The following is a 16,206-nucleotide window of genomic DNA, read 5'->3' as shown; positions in this document are numbered from 1 at the left end:
AAGACCGGTGGCACGCCCTAGGGGAGTCGAACCCCTCTTTTCAGAATGAAAATCTGACGTCCTAACCGATAGACGAAGGGCGCGTGCGGTGAGCGCTCTTATAGAGAGGTGATTTCGTTACCGCAAGCGCCAATACGCTGTTTTTTGCAAAAAAATGACAGGCGTCTTCCAGCCTGTTGAAAACCGGATTTTCTCGGCAGATCAACAGTTTACCGGGCGCCCGGATTTGTCTGTCGGGCAGGTGGTCGGCGCAAGCGGCTGTCTTGGCGTAAAGACGCTGCCGCTGGTGGCGCTGAAATTGCGGCCGGCCGGCACAGTGCCGGTCGTCTCCGGCATGGGCGAATTGGCGGTGGCCGGAGCAGGAGCCGTGGGGGCTGCCTGCGGCATGGAGGAAGGTGGTGGCGCCGTGGACGAGAAGATGCTGAAGCTTCCGGCCCTGACGCCGGTTGGCTGGGTTGCAAGCCCGGAAAGCGATTGCGCCGGCTGTGCTGGTGCAGGCGGAAAGGCGGCGGCGGAAGAGGCGGGTGCCGCTGTCTGCATCTGTTGCGCGCCCGCAGCCGTTGCTGCCGGCGTCGTGGCCTGCTGTTGCTGCTTTGCCTGTTGCTGGTGACGGCCGGAGGTCGAAACGAGCGGGTCGACATAGCGGGTGTTCGTGGTTAGGCTTTGTCGCGCCGTCAGTGCCATTCTGGGGCCCTGTACCGGCTGCGGACCTGCCGCGGCAAGTTCTGCACTGCTGGCCGGGTCTTCGGCGTCTGCCGTCTTCTTGTCCGTCATGCAGCCGCTCAAGGCGATCGCGCAGAGCCCGGTCACGACCAGTCTGGATAAGGCCAGTCCGGATAGGGGGGCACGGAAGAATACATGCGGTGCCGGCACGGCGGGCCTCTCAAAAACTCTGTCCGCGGGCATCATGCCCGCGAATCACAGTTGAAATCATCCCGCGGAAGCAGGGATAGGGCAAGCGGCGTGCCGGTTATGCTTTGTGGCCGGCTATAGGGTTACCAGCTGCCGGTATTCGGCATCGAGGCCCAGGGCTCGGCTGCGGCCAGGCTTTCGCCCTTCTGCAGGATCTCGAAGGAAATGCCGTCCGGCGAGCGGACAAAGGCCATGTGGCCGTCGCGCGGCGGCCGGTTGATGGTCACGCCGTTCTCCTGCAGGTGTTTGCAGTATGCGTAGATATCGTCGACCTCATAGGCGAGGTGGCCGAAATTACGCCCGCCGGCATAATCTTCCGTATCCCAGTTATAAGTGAGCTCCAGGCAGGGGGCGAGCACGTCCTTTGCCGCGGCAAGGTCATCGGCGGCGGCTAGGAAGACCAGCGTGAACCGTCCCTTTTCGTTGTCGATACGACGGATCTCTTTCAAGCCCATGAGCGTTGTGTAGAAATGAAGCGAGGCGTCCAGGTCCTTTACCCGGACCATCGTGTGGAGATAGCGCATTCTCGTGGCTCCGATACTGGATGAAGTCCTCGCCGATATGGCGCAGCCGCCAGCTTCGAGCAAGCCGCGCCCGATAGAAAGGATGTGATAAAGCCAAGACGGGGACTTGCGCTGGATGGTTACCGGGATGTTAATCTATCCTGCAAGAATCAGTTAACCGTCATGTCGTAACGCGTAATCGAGGGGCCGGTAAGATATGGCAGACAGGATGTCATCGAAGGGCATTGCCAATTTCGAGGAGCTCTCGGGAGAACCGGTCGAGCTGATCGAAATCACCGGCGTCGTCAAATGGTTCGACGTTGCCAAGGGTTTTGGCTTCATCGTTCCCGACAACGGCATGCAGGATGTTCTCCTGCACGTGACCTGCCTCAGGCGCGACGGCTACCAGACCATTCTCGAAGGCACACGCATCGTCGCGATGATCCAGCGGCGCGACCGCGGTTATCAGGCCTTCCGCATTCTTTCCATGGACCAGTCGACTGCCGTTCATCCGTCGCAGCTGCCGCCGGTTCGCACCCATGTGCAGGTGACGGCAACCAGCGGGCTCGAGCGCGCTCTGGTCAAATGGTTCAACCGCACCAAGGGTTTTGGCTTCCTGACCCGCGGCGAGGGGACCGAGGACATCTTTGTCCATATGGAAACGCTGCGTCGCTTTGGTCTCACCGAGCTTCGCCCTGGTCAGACGGTTCTGGTCCGCTTCGGGCCCGGCGACAAGGGCCTGATGGCAGCGGAAATCCATCCCGACAGTGCCAATCCCGTCAGCCGGTCTCACTGATGTCTCGCAATTTCTCTATTTTCTCGAAAGGCGCCCTTGCGGCGCTTTTTGTCATCTGGGCCGGTGTCGCGCTGGCACAGTCCGTGATTTTCCCCAAGGATACGCTGTCGATCCGCACCGCGGCCGGCAAGACCTATGAATTCTCTATCGAGCTTGCCTTGAGCGATGCGCAGCGCGAGCAGGGGCTGATGTACCGCAAGGAAATGGCGGCCGATCACGGCATGCTGTTCGATTTCGGCGAATCGCGCCGGGTGCAGATGTGGATGGAAAACACCGTCCTGCCGCTCGACATGGTCTTCATCTCTGGTGACGGAAAAATTTCCGCCATTCGCGAAAATGCCGTGCCTTTTTCGCGCGACATCATCGATTCGGGAGCGCCGGTCAAATTCGTGCTGGAGCTGAATGCCGGCCGTGCAAAGGCGCTCGGCCTGCGCATCGGTGACAAGGTGATCAACCAGCGGATCGGCAATTCCGGTTAAGCTTTCGTACAATGCCGCATGGTATTGTGATTAGACGAATTTTGCAGTTGCGGCATGCCGGTGAACCGTGTATCTCGCAGATCGTTAGGAACGGAGTGTAGCGCAGTCTGGTAGCGCATCTGGTTTGGGACCAGAGGGTCGGGAGTTCGAATCTCTCCACTCCGACCATAGCTTTCAGCGGCGTCGCCTCCTCAAGTGTTGGGGATGTTTCAGGCCATGGCCGCAAAGATCTATCGTCCTTCTAAAACCGCGATGCAGTCTGGCAAGGCGAAGACTCACCTCTGGGTTCTGGAATTCGACCAGGAACAGCCACGCAGCATCGATCCCATCCTCGGTTACACATCTTCCGGCGACATGAAGCAGCAGCTGCGGCTGACGTTTGAAACCCAGGAACTGGCCGAAGCCTATGCCAAGCGCGAAGGCATCGAATACCGGGTCATCCAGCCCAAGGAACCGGTTCGCCAGAACCTCTCCTACACCGACAATTTTCGCTTCAACCGCCAGCAGCCCTGGACCCACTGAAGCATATCGTGCATGACGGCGCCGCGGCACGCCCGCGACGCAAGCTTGGGCCGCCAACCGCCGGCCCCGCGCTGGCCCCTTAGCTCAACTGGATAGAGCAGCTGCCTTCTAAGCAGCAGGTCGCAGGTTCGAGTCCTGCAGGGGTCGCCACCCAACTTGTCTTTCAGTATTCGCATGATTGAAGCGCATATCGCGCTCCGAATCCTTTCATAGCGCAAGCACTGCTGCCATCAGCCAATCGTCAGCAAGGCTCCAAACTCCTTGAAGTGCAAGAAGCGCTACAGCGGCTTTCAGTAGAAGGGTCGATACAAGCGTTATTTTGGCGCGTTTGCGGTCTTGTTTCGGAAGATTGGATTCAGCCCGTTGCTGCTCCTGCTTCAGCCGGTTGCGCAGGGCGGCGCGCTCCATGATTCGCTCCTGTCTGCGTGCTTCGCGCTTTGCTTCCCGCCGCTCTTCGATCCGCAGGTTGCGCAATTGGCTATAAGACATGCCTTCGTTCTCATGCCCCTCCATGCCGAGCTTGACATCCGTCTCCAGCGCGGCCCGGAAGGTCGCCTCAAGTGTCGGCATCGGCAGGCCCGGTTTGCAGAAAAACGCCTCGAACATCTGCATGTTAAAATCAAGCACATGAATATGCGGATGGCGGCGGTCACCTTCCCACTGGTGGCTGAAGAGGCGCGTTACGGCCTCATAGCTTGGCATATAGTGGAGCCGTTGGTCCGATGAATGCACTCCGAGGAACTCATCGAGCGCCGATCTCAGCGTTGCCTTCGAGACCGCGTCCGCGGTGATGCAGGAGACGGGCCGGAAAGTCGCCGTCAGCGGCACTGGCGAAACGGAAAACAGGATATGGGCTTCCGGCCTGTATTCACGGATCAGTGCGTGGATACGGTGCAGATTGGCCAGCGTTTCGGCATGTGTTGCGACCCGAAACTTGTGGCGTGATGGGTCATATCTGTCGCGTGGCACGGCGCGCCAAAAAACTTCGCCGGTCAACTCGTCGTACCAGATTTCGGAAAGGCCTAGGGTAATGACGAAGAGCTCAGCGGCATCGAAGAGCGCCTTCGTATCACGGCGAACATCGTCGTCGTATCCGAACTCCTCGGCACGATATCCGTGCCAGAGGTCGGCGGAGGGCGTCTTGTTGAGCCAAGCCCATTCGAACTGCTGCAGGATCGCGAATGTATTGACGATGCCGTCGCCCATCTGGGTGACGTAGGCACGGTTCTCATGCTTGGTCAGGACGTTGTAACCGCGTGCATGCAGGTAGTCGCTGATATTGGCCGCAAAACAGGACCCGAACGCGACAATCGGGGTTTCCTTTGTCACGAAGCTTGATGGAGGCGCCCAACCCTTCATTACATATTTCGAAAGGAAATCAGCGTTTGAAAAGGTCTGATCCGATGGGTGGAAATTGGTGTTTTCACCCCGGAAAAAGCTACCGGACGTACGCTTGATCTCGCCGTCCTGCTCGTAGGTAATCATGCTCATTGGATGCCCCGTATTGCTGGTCATACGCTAACGGAACAGCGGGTGAGGTTCAACGCTTAAGCTGAATCGCCTTGCATTAGGCAATCACTGCATGATTGTCTGTAAAGCAGAACAGTTGGCTAAGCAGAAAATTGATGCTGGCAAGTTGCACTTAGTACATCGTCAGTGGATCAATAACCCAAAAGCTAATTGAGTGAGTTGATGTAAAATCGTCTCCGCTGATGAAGATATACTTCTTAATCCTTCCAGATGTTGCGCCATTTATCCTTGTCCGCAACCATAATAAAGGCGGTGTTGAGAAATCGCGATCAAGATCCGCGAATATCCTAATCGATAATCATGGCCAGCGCCACCAGAAGCAAGGTCGGGCCATAGATCCATCGCATGCAGGAGCGGTAAATGTGTTTCAGCTCCTTCGGGCAGGATGGATGGCGCGTGCGCACGTAAGGAAAACCGAGGCCGATTCTCTCGACATAGGCGCTGGGGGCATTGACGCCGCGAATGGCTGTTTCGATCAGGAACCAGTTATAGGCAATCGCGGCGAGCCATGCCAGGAACAGATACCCGTATATCCATTGGCCGCCCACGCTGATCATCACCTACTCCTCGTGCACCGAGCTTAACAGAGCTGGTGACCGCGCGATACTGCGATCGCGCGTCGTCTCGCGAGTGCCTTTCTGGCGGAGCTGGCTGTCCTCAGTTTACCGATCAAAGAAGTGATCGAAGATCAGCGTCGCCGGATAGGCAAAAGCGCCGCGATCGAAATATCCCTGGCGGTAGAGGCAGGCGCGCAAGGCTGCATTGTAGTGCAGGGTGGACAGGTCGAAATTGCCACGCGGTGGCGTGCGGGCTTCCGCGCCGCATTTCTGCACGGCCCGGTGATAATGCGCCAGAAGCACGGCATTGTCTTCGATCCGTGCATCGCCATAGGTCCGGTAATTTTCAGGTGATTCCGCTGCCGATATGCATGCAAGGCTCAAGGCCAGAGCCAGACCCGTCTTGACCATCATGGCGAGGTTCCGTGTTTCGGGGGTGAATTGCTCGCGCTGAACGCGAATCCCCGCCATTTGTTCCCACCGGATCGAAAGAAATGTCGAGCGGCGCCGCCAACCCGTATGTTGCAACGCGGTAACTATAGTGCCGACAGGGCTAAAACCTGCCGCAGCGCAATGCTTAATCGCATTTTCGCCCCATTCCGGATTCGGATTGGCCGCATTTTTTCGTATACTGGCAGCTGTCAGTTCCGTTGCATCACGCAGGGGAAGGCATGTGGCGAAAACGGGCAGGGCCCGAACAGACGCCTTCAACACATTGAAATGGTTTTTGCCGGTCGGCCTCCCGTCGACCGACGCCTTTGCATTGTCTTTGAGCCTTCGATTGGGGATCATATGAACAAGAGATTTTCGGCCGGCGGGGCCGTTTTGTCTTTTATGCTGATATCGGCCAGCCAAGCTTTCGCCGATGACAAACCACTCATCTGGCAGCCTCTGAAAAACTCGGACACGAGCTATGCGGTCAAGCTTGGCGTCAAGCTGCCGGTCGCAATGGAGCCGCAGGCCGGTTTCGTCCTCGGCGTCGATGCCCAGAAGAATGGCACGGTGGTGGATACGCCGGTCAAGTTCTGGAGCAGTTTCAAGGCTGAATCGATCCAGAGGCCGGCTTACGAGATGAACAGGAAGGTTGCCTTCGACCTCGACAGCCTTGCCGAAAGCGCCGGCATCAGCGTCAATTATTACGAAAAGCAGATCGTCACGCCCGCACTCGATCTGGAGCGTCAGAGCAGCTACGAACTGCGGTATGACGGCCTCTCGCAGCAATGGAGCGGTTTTGACGCAAGCCAGTCGGTCAAGTTGTCCCGCAGCAATACCGGAACGGCCGTCGTCGTGCGGGCCAATACGATCGACAATTTCAAGATCGCGGGGGCGGGACTCGGTCTCGAGCAGAAATTCGGTGATCACATCACGCTGACCGGCTCCTTCGACGGATCCACTGCCGCAACCGACCCGGTTGCCAGCATCAATGCCCGTTACGCCTTTACCTGGTAATTCAGCAAAACCGATCAACGAAAAAGGGGCGCGATGCGCCCCTTTCTGATTCTGAACTTTGCAGATTCCTAGTGAAGGATCTGGCTGAGGAAGAGCTTTGTGCGCTCGTGCTGCGGATTGTCGAAGAATTCCGCCGGCGAGTTCTGCTCGACGATCTGGCCCTGGTCCATGAAGATGACGCGGTTGGCGACCTGGCGGGCAAAGCCCATTTCATGGGTGACGCAGAGCATGGTCATGCCTTCTTCAGCAAGACCGACCATCGTATCAAGCACTTCCTTGACCATTTCCGGATCGAGGGCCGAGGTCGGTTCGTCGAACAGCATGATCTTCGGCTTCATGCAGAGCGAGCGGGCAATCGCCACACGCTGCTGCTGACCGCCCGAAAGCTGGCCCGGATACTTGTTCGCCTGTTCCGGGATCTTGACGCGCTTCAGATAGTGCATCGCGATCTCTTCGGCTTCCTTCTTCGGCATCTTGCGGACCCAGATCGGCGCCAGCGTGCAGTTTTCCAGGATCGTCAGATGCGGGAAGAGGTTGAAGTGCTGGAACACCATGCCGACTTCGCGGCGCACTTCGTCGATCTTCTTCAGGTCGTTGGTGAGTTCGATATTGTCGACGATGATCGAGCCCGACTGGTGTTCTTCCAGGCGGTTGATGCAGCGGATCATTGTCGACTTGCCGGAACCGGACGGCCCGGCGATGACGATGCGCTCGCCCTTCATCACCTTGAGGTTGATGTCGCGCAGCACGTGGAAATCACCGTACCACTTGTTCATCGCGACGATTTCGACGGCGACGTCGGTAGCGGAGACGGTCATTTTTTTGGGTTGGGCTTCAGCCATGTCTATCCCCTTGTGTTCGTTATATCCGGATTATCGCTTGTGAGCCACGTCGAGGTGCCGCTCCATGAAGGCGGAGTAGCGTGACATGCTGAAGCAGAAGATCCAGTAGATAAAGCCTGCAAATACCAGACCGGTGATCGGGGTCACGGGCGTGATCCAGGTCGTGTCGGTGAAGTTGAGGCGGATGGTGTTCAGGAAGTCGAACATGCCGATGATCGACACGAGCGACGTGTCCTTGAACATGCCGATGAAGGTATTGACGATGCCCGGAATGACCAGCTTGATCGCCTGCGGCAGGATGATCAGCCGCATCTTCTGCCAGTAGCTGAGGCCGAGCGAATCGGCGCCCTCCGACTGCCCCTTGGGGATGGCCTGAAGACCGCCGCGGATGACTTCCGCCATATAGGCGGAGGCAAACAGGGCCACGGCCACCAGCGCGCGCAAAAAGTTGTCGATCGTCCAGCCGGTCGGCAGGAAGAGCGGCAACATCACGTTTGCCATGAAGAGCACGGTGATCAGCGGCACGCCGCGCACGACCTCGATGAATGTCACCGAGAGCGTCTTGATGACGGGCATCTGCGACCGACGGCCGAGTGCGAGCAGCGTTCCGAGCGGGAACGAAACCGCGATGCCGACGAAGGACAGGATGAGCGTCACCATCAGGCCGCCCCAGCGCGGGGTTTCGACCCGTTCCAGGCCGAATGCGCCGCCATGCAGCAGGAAGAAGGCGATGATCGGGAAGACGATGAACAGCAGGATCGCGTTCAGGCCCTTGCGCGGTGACTTTGGCATCAGCAGCGGCACGAGCAGGACGACGAACATGATGAGGGTCAGGATCGGCCGCCAGCGCTCCTCGATCGGGTAGCGCCCGAAGATGAACTGGACGAAGCGATCCTTGACGAAGGCCCAGCAGGCGCCATGCCAGCCATCCGGCTGGATGCCACCCTGAACCGTCGTCGCACAGACAGAGCGGTCGGAACCGAGCCAGCTTGCCTGCACGAACAGCCAGTTGAGTGCACCCGGCAGGATGGCAATCAGCACCGCCAATGCCAGGATCGTCAGGATGACGTCCTTCGGTGTCGCGAGAAGGTTGGTCCTGATCCAGCCGGAAACGCTGCGTGCTGCGAGTGGAGCCGGCTGTTGTGGCAGCATTTCGCCACGGACATAGTTGAATTTGTTATCGCTCATGAGCTTACCTCTCCACCAATGCCATCTTGGCGTTGAACCAGTTCATGAACAGCGACGTCGCGATGCTGATGGCGAGATAGACGACCAGCCAGATGGAAATGACCTCCACGGCCTGACCTGTCTGGTTCATGGTCGTGCCACCCGTCGAGACGAGTTCCGGAAAACCGATCGCGACGCCGAGCGAAGAGTTCTTCGTTAGGTTGAGATACTGGCTCGTCAGCGGCGGAATGATGATGCGCATTGCCTGCGGCACCACGACGAGACGGGTCGTCTGCGAAGGCTGCAGGCCAAGCGCGAATGCCGCCTCGGACTGTCCCTTGTAGACGGCCTTGATACCGGCGCGGATGATTTCGGCAATGAAGGCGGCCGTATAGAACGATAGCGCCAGATAAAGCGCCACGAATTCCGGTGCGATCACCGAACCGCCGGACAGGTTGAAGCGACCTGCATTCGGGAAATCGAAGGTCAGCGGCGCGCCGAGCACGATGAAGGTAAGGATCGGCAGGCCGATAATCAGGCCGATGCCGGTCCAGACCGTATGGAACTGCTGGCCGGTGCGCATCTGCCTTTTCTTCGCCCAGCGTGCGACGACGACCGTCGCGAGGATGCCGACGAGGAACGCAACCGGGATAGCCCAGGCGCTGTCACCCCAGAGCGGTTTTGGATAGGCCAGACCGCGATTGTTGAGGAACATGCCGAAAGGTAGTTTCAGGCTGTCGCGAACCTGCGGCAGAAACGAAAGAACGCCGGAATACCAGAAGAAGATGACGAGCAGCGGCGGGATGTTGCGGAACACCTCGACATAGACCGTACACAGCTTGGCGATCAGCCAGTTCTTCGACAGGCGGCCAATGCCGACGATGAAACCGATGATGGTCGCGGTGATGACGCCGGTGAAGGCGATCAGCAGCGTGTTGAGCAGTCCGACGAAAATGGCACGGCCATAGGTCGCGTCGCTCGAATAGGGCACCATGGAAAAGCCGATATCGAAGCCCGAGCGGCCGGCGAGGAAGCCGTAGCCGGAGGCGATATTGGCACGTGCCAGGTTTGTCGCCACATTGTGGCTGATCGCCCAGACGAGCAGGACGACGATGGCGGCGGTGAGGATCTGGAAGAAGATGCTGCGCACCTTCGGGTCGTAAAGGAGGGAAGCTTTTGTCTCCCCCTTGTGGGATGACGCACCTATGGCGTGATCTGTCATGCTTGCCTTTCCCCGCGGCTTTAAGCCTTTATGGCGCCGTCCTTTTTATTTTTTTCGAACGGCTTGTTCTTATGGGTGGACTGGTGGATGGGCAGGGCGGTTTTGCCGCCCTGCCTTTTCATGACGTATGGATTAACGGATCGGCGGAGCGTACTGCAGGCCGCCCTTGCTCCACAGAGCATTGAGGCCGCGCTGGATCTTCAGCGGCGTGTTGGAGCCGATGTTGCGCTCGAAGACTTCGCCGTAATTGCCGACGCCCTTGACGATGTTGTAGGCCCATTCGTTGGTCAGGCCGAGATCGGTACCGATCTTCGTGTCCTTCTCGACGCCGAGGAAGCGGCGAACGTCCGGGTTGGTGGAGTTCTTCATCTCGTCGACATTGGCCTGGGTGATGCCGAATTCTTCGGCCTGAACCATGGCGTAGCCAGCCCAGCTGACGATGTCGAACCACTTGTCGTCGCCCTGGCGGACGGCCGGGCCAAGCGGCTCCTTGGAGATGATTTCCGGCAGAATGACGTGGTCATCCGGGTTGGACAAGCCGAGACGCAGCGAATAGAGGCCCGACTGGTCGGTCGTGTAGACGTCGCAACGGCCGGCCTGGTAGGCGGCGTTCACTTCTTCCAGCTTTTCGAAAACGACCGGCTTGTATTCAAGCTTGTTGGCCTTGAAATAGTCGGCGAGGTTGAGTTCGGTCGTGGTGCCCGACTGAACGCAGACGGCAGCGCCCGACAGCTCGAGGGCCGACTTGACGTTCAGGCTCTTCGGAACCATGAAGCCCTGGCCGTCGTAATAGTTGACGTAACGGAAGTTGAAGCCGAGCGCGGTATCGCGGCTGATCGTCCAGGTCGTGTTACGCACGAGCAGGTCGACTTCGCCCGACTGCAGCGCCGTGAAGCGGCTCTGAGCGGTGGTCGGCGTGTACTTTACCTTGGTCGCATCGCCAAAAACGGCAGCTGCTACGGCCTTGCAGTAATCAACGTCGAAGCCCTTCCAGTTACCGGAAGAATCCGGCTGTGCAAAGCCGGCAAGACCGGTGTTGACGCCGCACTGGACGAAGCCCTTCGCCTTGACATCATCAAGCGTGGCCGCAGAAGCTGCCGAGGCTGCAAAGCCCAGGACCGCTGCGCCAATCGCGGCTGACAAAAGCGTCTTTTTCATTTTCCCAACCTTTATCTGTGGTTTTGTGTGGTTTGATGACACGGGCCGCTCCCCTGTTTTTTGAATTAAGCCCGGCCTCCCGCTGCCCTCCCGGTGCGGGTCTGCCTATTCCATGCGTAAACGCCGACATGGTCAAGTCGCGCTCGCACAAATTGCGTTCAAAATGTGGTAAATTCTTCCATTCTGCTAATGTAACGGTCAGATGCATATGAAATGAGCAAAATATGATGCTTTTTTTATCGGCACGTTTGCGGGGTGGCATCGCGGATGCGGGCTTGACCAGTGCCGGGGGAGGCGGCAAGAGTTTCGCTTTCCGCAATCAACGCAGTTTCTCCGATGAAGAAAAACGATACCTTGCTCGACAGCGCCGGCCCCAACACGCGGCTTGCCCATGTCGGCAACGATCCGCACGCCTATCACGGCTTCGTCAATCCGCCTGTCGTGCATGCGTCGACTGTGCTTTTCCCGAATGCCGAGGCGATGGAAAAGCGTTCCCAGCCATATACTTATGGGACTCGTGCAACACCGACGACGGATGCGCTCTGCGCCGCTTTCGATGATCTCGAAGGTTCGGCCGGAACGATCCTTGTTCCCTCAGGGCTGGCTGCGATTTCGGTTCCGTTTCTCGCCTATCTCTCGGCCGGAGACCATGCGCTGATCGTTGATTCCGTCTACACGCCGTGCCGCAATTTCTGCAACACGATGCTGACGCGACTTGGGGTTGAGGTCGAATATTACGACCCTGAAATCGGCGCTGGCATCGAAGCGTTGATCCGCCCGAACACGAAGCTCGTGCACACGGAAGCGCCAGGCTCCAACACGTTTGAGATGCAGGATATCCGCGCGATCGCAGATGCCGCTCACAAGCATGATATCGTCGTGACTATGGACAATACCTGGGCGACGCCGCTTTATTTCCGTCCGCTCGATTTCGGTGTCGACGTCTCGATCCACGCGACGACGAAATACCCTTCCGGCCATTCCGACATCGTCATGGGCTCGGTCTCGGCCAATGCGAAACACTGGCCTAAGCTCGAAGAAGCGCGCATCACACTCGGCATTTGCGGCGCACCGGACGATGCCTACCAGATCCTGCGCGGCCTGCGCACGATGGGCATCCGTCTCGATCACCACCAGAAGAGCACGTTCGAAATTGCTCGCTGGCTCGAGACCCGCGACGAGGTTTCCCGCGTCCTTCATCCCGGCCTGCCGAGCTTCCCCGGTCACGAGATCTGGAAGCGCGACTTCAAGGGCGCGAGCGGCATCTTTTCCTTTATCCTGAAAGCGGATGCGGAAAACATGAAGGCGAGGGCGCATGCCTTCCTCGACGCGCTGACCTTCTTCGGCCTTGGTTATTCCTGGGGCGGTTACGAGAGCCTGGCGCTGCAGGTCAATCTTTCGGATCGCACGATCTGCAAGGCTCCGACCGATGGCGCTGTCATCCGTCTGCAGATCGGCCTCGAGGACGTGGCCGATCTCAAGAAGGATATCGAGGCAGGATTTGCCGCAGTCGCGGCTCTCTGACGATTTCGACTTTCGCCGGGCGGGTAATGCCGCCCGGCAGGTTCCTTCGATCAGGCTCTCTTATTCGGCGTTGAAGCCATAGAGCCAGTCGAAATCCGCCGCCAGGGATTGCGGCGGGCGAAGCGAAAGCACGAGGTCGCGTCCGAGCCTGATCGGCCCGCGTGCATGATAGGCGAAGCGGTTAAAGACACCGCGTGCCTTGACCCTCGCAACCCTTGCAGACCGTTCTTTTTCGTAGGCTGAGAGTGCCTCGGGAAGCGATGTCATCATCGCCACCCGGTTGGAGAGAATGAAGGCATCTTCGATCGCGGCAGCAGCGCCCTGCGCCGAAAACGGCGTCATTGCATGCGCCGCATCACCGATCAGCACCCTGTTCGTTCCATTGTGCCAGCGGCCTGTTGTAACCTGATAGAGCGGCCAGAAAGTCGGTCGTTCGGCTTTCTCCAGCACCGAGACGATGCGCCTGTCCCAGCGGCGAAACTGGCCGAGCAGCATGCGACGCTGGCTTTCGCTCGCCTCGGCATTCCAGGTTTCCCCGGGGCTGATGCCGGATGCGATGGCGACGATGTTGATCCCGTCGATTTCCCGCAGCGGATAGGAGACCATATGCGTCGAAGGCCCGAGAAAAGCCGTGACCTGATTGGCGGAAAGCCAGTCGGGTGCTGCATTCCGCGGAATGGTAACGCGCCAGCAGACGCTGCCGGAAAAGTCGGGCTCGGGGCTTCCGGGAATGGTCGGGCGGAGATTCGACCAGACGCCGTCGGCGCCGATGATCAGCGGATAGGCCGCTCCGGACTCATCGGTCAGGTTTTCACCGCCTTGCAGACGGATCGGGCTGTCGAGATGCACGGTGCAGAGCGGGTTTGCCATGACCGCATCGAGCAGCGCCTTTTGAAGTGTCGCGCGGTGCAGCACCCCGTAAGGCGCGCCCCAGCGGTTTCGTGCAAAACTGCCGGCGGGAACATGGGCGAGGGGGCGAAGCGAGGTTCCCGAGGCAAGCGCGATCCGCTCTGGCTCGGTCCAGACCGCTTCCAGTGCCGAAAGGACGCCGAGCTTGGCCAGAACGCGGGCGGCATTCGGCGATATCTGCAATCCGGCGCCGACTTCCGCAATCGCCGGCGCTTCCTCGAAAATGTCACAGGCAATTCCGTGACGGGCGAACGAAAGCGCTGCGGTCAGGCCGGCCATGCCGGCACCGATAATGGCTAGTTTTTCAATCGGCATGCTGCACGCCGCGTAAACGCGTTACGCCGCCTTGACGTGGAAGACGCAGCCCGGCGGATCCGTCTGTTCGGTCTTGAGGCCCGGATTGTAGCGATAGAGTGTCGAGCAATAGGAGCAGACCTTTTCCACGTCATCGCCCATGTCGATGAAGATATGCGGATGGTCGTAAGGCACCGATGCGCCGGTGCACATGAACTCCTTCACGCCGATCTGGATCGCCGGATATCCGCCGTCGTTCTGGAAGTGAGGAATGCTGTGCCCGGCCATGGGGTTCTCCAATGCTAGAAGGATGTGCCGCGGTGACGCCGGCACCTCTGATTTGCGCCGGACATTATCCCCCATTGCGCGGCTTGGGTAGAGCTTTGTGCCGTGCCGCACGCGAAAGCTTTGAGCTTGATCAAGGATGCCCGCAAATTCCGCTGACGGTCGGGGTTCAATCCTCGCTTCGGATCGCCTATGGTCGCGCGAAAAAAGGATCTGACATGAACCTCAATGCCCCGGCCTTCTCGTCCTTCACCCATGACGGGCTCAATATTGCTTATTTCGATGAGGGCAACCCGTCCGGTGATCCGGTTCTTCTGATTCACGGCTTTGCTTCGAGCGCCACAGTCAACTGGGTTCATCCCGGCTGGCTGAAGACGCTCGGTGATGCCGGCTACCGGGTCATCGCGCTGGATAATCGCGGCCATGGCGCCAGCGACAAGCCACTCGATCCGGAAGCCTATCGCCCCTGGGTCATGGCGGAGGATGCGATCGCGCTTCTCGATCACCTGCGCATTTCCGAAGCGCATCTGTTCGGTTATTCGATGGGCGCCCGCATTTCGGTCTTTGCAGCCCTTGCCCATCCCGACCGCGTCCGTTCGCTGGTGCTGGGCGGCCTCGGCATCGGCATGACGGATGGCGTCGGTGACTGGGATCCGATCGCCGATGCGCTCATGGCGCCGTCGCTCGACGATGTCACCCATGAGCGCGGCCGCATGTTCCGTGCCTTTGCCGATCAGACGAAAAGCGACAAGCCGGCGCTTGCTGCCTGTATCCGCGGATCGCGCGATCTCGTTGCCCGTAGCGACATGGGGCGTATCACGGCACCGACCCTGATCGGCGTCGGCACCAAGGACGATATTGCCGGCTCCGCCCAGGAGCTGGCCGATCTGATGCCGGATGCGCGCGCGCTCGATATCCCTGGACGAGACCATATGCTCGCCGTCGGTGACCGCGTCTTCAAGAAGGCGGTTCTCGACTTTTATGCCGAGCTTTGACCCGAAGCGCGTCGCGCAAGGCTGCAAAGCGGTTTTGCGATATCGGCATGCGATAAAAGAAGACCGCAGGTTTCCTTATTTTAACGATCAACGAAATGCGATTTCGGGGCCGTTGGTCTTCGCGTAAACTTATTCTATATACTGTGCTCCATCTGAATTCGAGGAGACGGCCATGGCCGCACGAAACGAAGTCCGCCAGAACGAACCGGTAGCGACCGTCGATCCCATCTGGGATACGCTGCAGGAGGAAGCCCGCGCCGCCGTGGATCAGGATCCGCTGCTGGCCGCCTTCCTCTATTCGACGGTGCTCAACCATCGTTCGCTTGAGGAATGTGTCGTGCATCGTCTGTGCGAACGCCTCGATCATGCGGATCTTCCGGCCGTTCTCCTGCGCCAGACATTTATGGAAATGCTCTCCGATCGTCCGGAATGGAGCGCGATCCTGCGCGTCGATATCCAGGCCTTCTACGACCGTGACCCGGCCTGCCTGCGTTTCCTCGAGCCGATCCTCTATTTCAAGGGCTTTCATGCGATCCAGACCCATCGTCTGGCGCATTGGCTTTGGCAGAAGGGCCGGCGGGATTTCGCGCTTTATCTGCAGAGCCGCTCTTCGAGCGTTTTCCAGACCGACATCAATCCGGCTGCCCGTATCGGCAAGGGTATTTTCCTCGATCACGCTACCGGCCTCGTCGTCGGCGAGACGGCGGTCATCGGTGACAATGTTTCCATCCTGCATGGCGTCACCCTCGGTGGCACCGGCAAGGAGGGCGCCGACCGCCATCCGAAGATCGGCAATGGCGTCCTGATCGGCGCCGGTGCAAAGATCCTCGGCAATATCGAGATCGGTTCTTGCTCCAGGGTCGCGGCCGGTTCGGTCGTGCTGAAGCCGGTGCCGGAATGCTCGACGGTTGCCGGCGTGCCGGCCAAGGTCGTCGGCACGGCGGGCTGTTCCGAGCCGGCGCGCCTGATGGACCAGATGCTGACATCCGATCTCTGATCGGTATGTGAAGAGGGATTAGGGTCGCCGCTGCCGATCGATATGGTGAAGATCGGTGCCGGCGG

Annotated in this window: 18 protein-coding genes and 3 tRNA genes; 9 read left to right on the top strand and 12 right to left on the bottom strand. The window is 59.1% G+C overall.

Going from position 1 to position 16,206, the window contains the following annotated elements:
* Positions 1-8: 8 nt before the first annotated feature.
* The 3 genes from FHW37_RS24810 to gloA all read right to left on the bottom strand — a co-directional run bounded on the left by FHW37_RS24810 (position 9) and on the right by gloA (position 1,436).
* Positions 9-83, bottom strand: a tRNA-Glu gene (locus tag FHW37_RS24810).
* 118 nt (positions 84-201) lie between these two features.
* A complete protein-coding gene (locus FHW37_RS24805) occupies positions 202-774 on the bottom strand; it encodes a hypothetical protein (protein WP_145641216.1) in 573 nt (190 codons plus the stop codon).
* Between the two features lie 221 nt (positions 775-995).
* Positions 996-1,436: a lactoylglutathione lyase gene (gene gloA, locus FHW37_RS24800; protein WP_145641214.1), complete on the bottom strand. Its 441-nt coding sequence runs from the start codon at positions 1,434-1,436 to the stop codon at positions 996-998.
* Between the two features lie 196 nt (positions 1,437-1,632).
* On the opposite strand from gloA, the gene FHW37_RS24795 reads away from it, so the two are divergent.
* The 5 genes from FHW37_RS24795 (at position 1,633) to FHW37_RS24775 (ending at position 3,362) form a co-directional block, all read left to right on the top strand.
* Complete coding sequence (locus FHW37_RS24795; protein WP_145641212.1) at positions 1,633-2,211, top strand: cold-shock protein; 579 nt, start codon at positions 1,633-1,635, stop codon at positions 2,209-2,211.
* Positions 2,211-2,690 (top strand): DUF192 domain-containing protein, encoded by a 480-nt coding sequence (locus FHW37_RS24790; RefSeq protein ID WP_145641210.1) that lies wholly within the window; start codon positions 2,211-2,213, stop codon positions 2,688-2,690. Before FHW37_RS24795 ends, FHW37_RS24790 begins: the two co-directional genes overlap by 1 nt.
* 91 nt (positions 2,691-2,781) lie before the next feature.
* Positions 2,782-2,858: transfer RNA gene (locus FHW37_RS24785), tRNA-Pro, on the top strand.
* Between the two features lie 48 nt (positions 2,859-2,906).
* Positions 2,907-3,212: an ETC complex I subunit gene (locus FHW37_RS24780; protein WP_145641208.1), complete on the top strand. Its 306-nt coding sequence runs from the start codon at positions 2,907-2,909 to the stop codon at positions 3,210-3,212.
* Positions 3,213-3,285: 73 nt separating this feature from the next.
* Positions 3,286-3,362: transfer RNA gene (locus FHW37_RS24775), tRNA-Arg, on the top strand.
* Between the two features lie 57 nt (positions 3,363-3,419).
* Here FHW37_RS24775 and FHW37_RS24770 read toward each other — a convergent pair.
* The 3 genes from FHW37_RS24770 to FHW37_RS34205 form a co-directional block, all read right to left on the bottom strand.
* Entirely contained in the window at positions 3,420-4,727 is a 1,308-nt protein-coding gene (locus tag FHW37_RS24770) for a GSCFA domain-containing protein (RefSeq protein WP_246690894.1), read from the bottom strand.
* A 302-nt stretch (positions 4,728-5,029) separates the two neighbouring features.
* Positions 5,030-5,299: a hypothetical protein gene (locus FHW37_RS24765; protein ID WP_145641207.1), complete on the bottom strand. Its 270-nt coding sequence runs from the start codon at positions 5,297-5,299 to the stop codon at positions 5,030-5,032.
* A gap of 105 nt (positions 5,300-5,404) precedes the next feature.
* The gene (locus FHW37_RS34205; RefSeq protein WP_246690893.1) at positions 5,405-6,091 is read right to left on the bottom strand and encodes a hypothetical protein; all 687 of its coding nucleotides are present in this window, start codon (positions 6,089-6,091) and stop codon (positions 5,405-5,407) included.
* Here FHW37_RS34205 and FHW37_RS24755 point away from each other — a divergent pair, their 5' ends adjacent.
* On the top strand, positions 6,092-6,748 hold the full coding sequence (locus FHW37_RS24755; protein ID WP_145641205.1) for a hypothetical protein: 657 nt from the start codon (positions 6,092-6,094) through the stop codon (positions 6,746-6,748).
* 68 nt (positions 6,749-6,816) lie between these two features.
* Here the strand turns inward: FHW37_RS24755 and FHW37_RS24750 are convergent, their stop codons facing one another.
* From FHW37_RS24750 to FHW37_RS24735, 4 genes are all read right to left on the bottom strand, one after another.
* Positions 6,817-7,590: an amino acid ABC transporter ATP-binding protein gene (locus FHW37_RS24750; protein ID WP_145641203.1), complete on the bottom strand. Its 774-nt coding sequence runs from the start codon at positions 7,588-7,590 to the stop codon at positions 6,817-6,819.
* 30 nt (positions 7,591-7,620) lie between these two features.
* Complete coding sequence (locus FHW37_RS24745) at positions 7,621-8,778, bottom strand: amino acid ABC transporter permease (RefSeq protein WP_145641201.1); 1,158 nt, start codon at positions 8,776-8,778, stop codon at positions 7,621-7,623.
* Between the two features lie 4 nt (positions 8,779-8,782).
* A complete protein-coding gene (locus FHW37_RS24740) occupies positions 8,783-9,979 on the bottom strand; it encodes an amino acid ABC transporter permease (protein WP_145641200.1) in 1,197 nt (398 codons plus the stop codon).
* 132 nt (positions 9,980-10,111) lie between these two features.
* On the bottom strand, positions 10,112-11,137 hold the full coding sequence (locus FHW37_RS24735; protein WP_145641198.1) for an amino acid ABC transporter substrate-binding protein: 1,026 nt from the start codon (positions 11,135-11,137) through the stop codon (positions 10,112-10,114).
* 336 nt (positions 11,138-11,473) lie between these two features.
* Here FHW37_RS24735 and FHW37_RS24730 point away from each other — a divergent pair, with 336 nt between their 5' ends.
* Positions 11,474-12,661: a cystathionine beta-lyase gene (locus tag FHW37_RS24730; RefSeq protein WP_145641196.1), complete on the top strand. Its 1,188-nt coding sequence runs from the start codon at positions 11,474-11,476 to the stop codon at positions 12,659-12,661.
* A 60-nt stretch (positions 12,662-12,721) separates the two neighbouring features.
* On the opposite strand, the gene FHW37_RS24725 is transcribed toward FHW37_RS24730, so the two are convergent.
* Together FHW37_RS24725 and FHW37_RS24720 are read right to left on the bottom strand one after the other, a co-directional pair.
* Positions 12,722-13,885 carry an FAD-dependent monooxygenase gene (locus tag FHW37_RS24725; RefSeq protein WP_145641194.1) on the bottom strand — a complete coding sequence of 388 codons (1,164 nt, stop codon included), beginning with the start codon at positions 13,883-13,885 and terminating at the stop codon, positions 12,722-12,724.
* 21 nt (positions 13,886-13,906) lie between these two features.
* On the bottom strand, positions 13,907-14,152 hold the full coding sequence (locus FHW37_RS24720; protein ID WP_145641192.1) for a zinc-finger domain-containing protein: 246 nt from the start codon (positions 14,150-14,152) through the stop codon (positions 13,907-13,909).
* A 215-nt stretch (positions 14,153-14,367) separates the two neighbouring features.
* Here FHW37_RS24720 and FHW37_RS24715 point away from each other — a divergent pair, with 215 nt between their 5' ends.
* Together FHW37_RS24715 and cysE are read left to right on the top strand one after the other, a co-directional pair.
* Positions 14,368-15,144, top strand: coding sequence for an alpha/beta fold hydrolase (locus tag FHW37_RS24715; protein WP_145641190.1), 777 nt, complete (start codon positions 14,368-14,370; stop codon positions 15,142-15,144).
* Positions 15,145-15,316: 172 nt separating this feature from the next.
* A complete protein-coding gene (cysE, locus tag FHW37_RS24710; RefSeq protein WP_145641188.1) occupies positions 15,317-16,141 on the top strand; it encodes a serine O-acetyltransferase in 825 nt (274 codons plus the stop codon).
* Positions 16,142-16,206 lie beyond the last annotated feature (65 nt).

The sequence above is a fragment of the Neorhizobium alkalisoli genome (assembly GCF_007829835.1).
Lineage (GTDB): Bacteria > Pseudomonadota > Alphaproteobacteria > Rhizobiales > Rhizobiaceae > Neorhizobium.
Note: the sequence above shows the minus strand (reverse complement) of the source record. Positions and strands in the feature narration are given on the sequence as shown.

Coding starts and splice junctions, on each gene's coding strand:
- FHW37_RS24805 (WP_145641216.1), bottom strand. CDS start 774: ATGACGGACAAGAAGACGGCAGACGCCGAAGACCCGGCCAGCAGTGCA.
- gloA (WP_145641214.1), bottom strand. CDS start 1,436: ATGCGCTATCTCCACACGATGGTCCGGGTAAAGGACCTGGACGCCTCG.
- FHW37_RS24795 (WP_145641212.1), top strand. CDS start 1,633: ATGGCAGACAGGATGTCATCGAAGGGCATTGCCAATTTCGAGGAGCTC.
- FHW37_RS24790 (WP_145641210.1), top strand. CDS start 2,211: ATGTCTCGCAATTTCTCTATTTTCTCGAAAGGCGCCCTTGCGGCGCTT.
- FHW37_RS24780 (WP_145641208.1), top strand. CDS start 2,907: ATGGCCGCAAAGATCTATCGTCCTTCTAAAACCGCGATGCAGTCTGGC.
- FHW37_RS24770 (WP_246690894.1), bottom strand. CDS start 4,727: ATGACCAGCAATACGGGGCATCCAATGAGCATGATTACCTACGAGCAG.
- FHW37_RS24765 (WP_145641207.1), bottom strand. CDS start 5,299: ATGATCAGCGTGGGCGGCCAATGGATATACGGGTATCTGTTCCTGGCA.
- FHW37_RS34205 (WP_246690893.1), bottom strand. CDS start 6,091: ATGATCCCCAATCGAAGGCTCAAAGACAATGCAAAGGCGTCGGTCGAC.
- FHW37_RS24755 (WP_145641205.1), top strand. CDS start 6,092: ATGAACAAGAGATTTTCGGCCGGCGGGGCCGTTTTGTCTTTTATGCTG.
- FHW37_RS24750 (WP_145641203.1), bottom strand. CDS start 7,590: ATGGCTGAAGCCCAACCCAAAAAAATGACCGTCTCCGCTACCGACGTC.
- FHW37_RS24745 (WP_145641201.1), bottom strand. CDS start 8,778: ATGAGCGATAACAAATTCAACTATGTCCGTGGCGAAATGCTGCCACAA.
- FHW37_RS24740 (WP_145641200.1), bottom strand. CDS start 9,979: ATGACAGATCACGCCATAGGTGCGTCATCCCACAAGGGGGAGACAAAA.
- FHW37_RS24735 (WP_145641198.1), bottom strand. CDS start 11,137: ATGAAAAAGACGCTTTTGTCAGCCGCGATTGGCGCAGCGGTCCTGGGC.
- FHW37_RS24730 (WP_145641196.1), top strand. CDS start 11,474: ATGAAGAAAAACGATACCTTGCTCGACAGCGCCGGCCCCAACACGCGG.
- FHW37_RS24725 (WP_145641194.1), bottom strand. CDS start 13,885: ATGCCGATTGAAAAACTAGCCATTATCGGTGCCGGCATGGCCGGCCTG.
- FHW37_RS24720 (WP_145641192.1), bottom strand. CDS start 14,152: ATGGCCGGGCACAGCATTCCTCACTTCCAGAACGACGGCGGATATCCG.
- FHW37_RS24715 (WP_145641190.1), top strand. CDS start 14,368: ATGAACCTCAATGCCCCGGCCTTCTCGTCCTTCACCCATGACGGGCTC.
- cysE (WP_145641188.1), top strand. CDS start 15,317: ATGGCCGCACGAAACGAAGTCCGCCAGAACGAACCGGTAGCGACCGTC.